The organism is Aurantimonas sp. E1-2-R+4, assembly GCF_036549515.1.
In the GTDB taxonomy this organism is placed as follows: Bacteria; Pseudomonadota; Alphaproteobacteria; order Rhizobiales; family Rhizobiaceae; genus Aurantimonas; species Aurantimonas coralicida_A.
On record NZ_JAZHLK010000112.1, the window covers coordinates 1 to 2,979 of the forward strand.

At 59.3% G+C, this 2,979-nt stretch carries 3 protein-coding genes, 1 pseudogene and 1 other annotated feature; all 4 genes and pseudogenes read right to left on the bottom strand.

The window, feature by feature from the left end:
* Window positions 1-80 precede the first annotated feature (80 nt).
* Window positions 81-824 (bottom strand): class I SAM-dependent methyltransferase, encoded by a 744-nt coding sequence (locus tag VQ045_RS21440; protein WP_331831564.1) that lies wholly within the window; start codon window positions 822-824, stop codon window positions 81-83.
* Between the two features lie 202 nt (window positions 825-1,026).
* Window positions 1,027-2,034: a sensor histidine kinase gene (locus VQ045_RS21445; RefSeq protein WP_331831565.1), complete on the bottom strand. Its 1,008-nt coding sequence runs from the start codon at window positions 2,032-2,034 to the stop codon at window positions 1,027-1,029.
* Window positions 2,035-2,125: 91 nt separating this feature from the next.
* Window positions 2,126-2,220, bottom strand: a sequence feature (AL1L pseudoknot).
* A pseudogene (locus VQ045_RS21450) lies at window positions 2,158-2,503 on the bottom strand (transposase); the annotation flags it as partial. (Overlaps the previous feature by 63 nt.)
* A gap of 187 nt (window positions 2,504-2,690) precedes the next feature.
* The coding region (locus VQ045_RS21455) for a hypothetical protein (RefSeq protein WP_331831563.1) at window positions 2,691-2,979 on the bottom strand (289 nt) is incomplete at its 5' end.

Sequence of the window (2,979 nt, forward strand, 5' to 3'; positions counted from 1 at the left end):
ATCTTTCTTCATGGCGTTGCTCTCCTCAGTGGAATCGGCACCCCGAGCCTAACGGCTCAAGGCGGGCAACGCCGCCCACTTCAGAGTTTCAACAGAGACCGGGACATTCCCTCGAATATCCGCCGGCTGGCATAATCGTGTTGCTCCCGGCTGATGGTCAGAGCCGTAACGTGGACACCGTAGCTCTGGGCAACGAATTCGGCGAAGCCGCCCCAGCCGCAGCCGATTTCCAGGACACGCTGGCCGGGAACGAGGTCCACCGCCTCAGCAAGGGTGCGGTATTTCCGCTGCTGGGCGGCTGTCAGGTCCTCAGCGTCCGGGCCGTAGATCGCCGAGGAATAGGTCATCGATGTGTCGAGCCAGGCAGCATAGAAGCTATTCCCGAGGTCGTAATGGGCGTGGATGTTGCGCCGCGCCTGGCGCGGCGTATTCCGACGTCGCCAATAGCCGAAGCGCTGCCACATCCGGACGAGGCGGCTCCCGTTCAGCATCCCGTTGGCAGGCTCGCTGTTGCGAGCGAATAGATAAAACAACTGGGACAGGTCTGGGGTATCCCATTCGCCATGCAGATAGCCCTCTGCGGTCCCCATGTCCCCGCCGGCCATCAACCGCCAGGCGAACCGCGGATTGCGAATCTCGATGGCCGCCGAAGGCCCCTCCTGCGGGCCGATGAAGGCGTAGCGCCGACCGTCGGGAAGACCAACCTCCAGGCGGCCGTACTCGAACCGGGCGACGGAGCGGAACGCCAGCCGCAGCGGCAGCGGCAACTGGCGCGAATGGATGGCGACATTGTCACGATTGACAATAGTGGCCTCAGAAATCATCAACGGTAAGGCTCCTGTCATCCAACATTTCGATATCCCGGGCACGATGCTTATGAATAAGCTTCGCGTGACCTTTCCCCTCGATCAGGGCCGGAGGAAGCAGGTCCGGCAGATCGTTCGAGGCGAGCGCACCGTCTTCCCTACGCGTCAAGGTTCCTACTGTCGTGGGAACCGCTTATCCGCAAGAGAACCCGCAAGAGAATTAGACCAGGGGGAACACGAGCCGCGCGTTCGTGCCGCTGCTATCACTGTGGCGTGTAATCTGTCCGTCAAGCTGCCGGGAGAACATGTCGATCAGCTTTCCGCCGACCCCTGAATCGACCCGGGCGTTCTCATCAATGCCCGCGCCGTTATCCAACACGGATAGCCGCACCTCACCGTCAGTGTGGCGGACGGTCACGTTGATCTCGCCGTCTTCTCTTTCGATGAATGCGTATTTGACCGCATTGGTTAGGAGTTCGTTCAGGACGAGCCCGACAGCTATGGCTTTCTTGCTTGATAGGGAGAACGTGTCGATAGCGGTTTCAAGCCGTATCTGCGCACGCTCAGCCTGAAGTGCGTTCACCACGTCATCGCAGATGGCGCCGAGAAACGAACATGAATCGACAGCTTCAGCAGATTTCGAGCTGGATAGCGTTTTGTAGAGTTCGGCCACCGCCATGACGCGGGCGGCCACCCGCGCGAAAGCGGCCTGCGCCGCGCCATCGGAAAGCAGGCGGGCCTCCATGCTGATGACCGATGAGATGATGGACAAGCTGTTCATTACGCGGTGATTGAGTTCCTGCAACAGCCCTTCAGCCTGCTCCAACGCCGCCGTGCGCTCGGCCTCAATTTTACGACGTTCCGTGACATCCTCGATCGCCAGCAGAATTTGTTGCATATTGTTGCCTGGACGATAGAGCTTCCGGGCGTTAACCCGCATCAGGCGGCGGCCGATGACTGAAAATGTATGATCGACCTCAAAGGATTCTACTGTGGCTTCTACTGTCGCCTCTGTCGGTATGATGCTTTCCAGCAAAGTACGCAGAGCCGGGATGTCCCATTGACCGTCGCCCAGATCGTAGACCTTACGGCCGATGGTCTCGGATTCCTGAACTGAAAATGCCCGGTAGAATGCCCGGTTGGCAAAGAGCACGGTAAAATCCGCATCGAGGACAAGCAAACCCTCGCGCACCGTCTCCACCAAATCTTCGGCCCTGACCGGAAGCACCAATACCCGTTTCCCCATCCCAATGGCAACTTAGCGTGCCGGCATGCTTCGTGTCGTTAGGCTCAGTTCCTGCTTTTTGCGCTCTCGCATAACGGCCCCCTTTCGCGCCGTTAGACGTCACGATTCGTCGATGAACGCCGTCATCGTTTGAACGGGCGGTCGAGCTCCGCCTGGGCAAAATACGCCGATGCCTTGCGCCGGATCTCGTTGGCCTGACGCAACTCGCGAACCTCACGTTCGAGAGCCTTGATCCAGTCGCGCTCATCGCTCGTTTGCCCGGCCCTGAGACCCTGGTCGCGTTCGGCCTGCCTGACCCTGTGGCGCAGCGTCTCCCCGGCAGCCGATCTTCGCCGCAATGGAGGAAATCGCTGCCCACTGCGACGCGTGATCGCCCTGGTGCTTCCAGCACCATTCGGACCGCTCGCTCGCGGACCTCCGGCGAATATCTCTTCGATGTCGTCTTCGTCATCATGACCCCATTCTCTCAGGATGTGAAGCCTCCGGGAAACCCGGGGCGGTTCAACCGGCACAGGTCCAATTTTTCGCCCGCCGAGATCGCCTGCTGCGGCCGTGCACGCTGTTTCTTCCCAGCCAGAAATGCGGTGCCTTGGGGAGGTACAAGCTGAATCCCAAAAAATGTGAGCGAAGCCAGCGATTCATGATCTCTGACTACGCAGCAATTCTTGAAGCGCTTTTCGATCAAAATTCAGAGAAGCGTTGTTCTCGCTTGCGATGAGCACCTGTTCATTCAGCGCCATGATGGCTTCACGCGCTACGGGCGAGAATGATCGGCTCAAGTTGACAATCGTGTCTACCAGCCGCGTGACCACATCGACGGGAATGTCCCGGTCTCTGTTGAAACTCTGAAGTGGGCGGCGTTGCCCGCCTTGAGCCGTTAGGCTCGGGGTGCCGATTCCACTGAGGAGAGCAACGCCATGAAGAAAG

Coding starts and splice junctions, on each gene's coding strand:
- VQ045_RS21440 (WP_331831564.1), bottom strand. CDS start 824: ATGATTTCTGAGGCCACTATTGTCAATCGTGACAATGTCGCCATCCAT.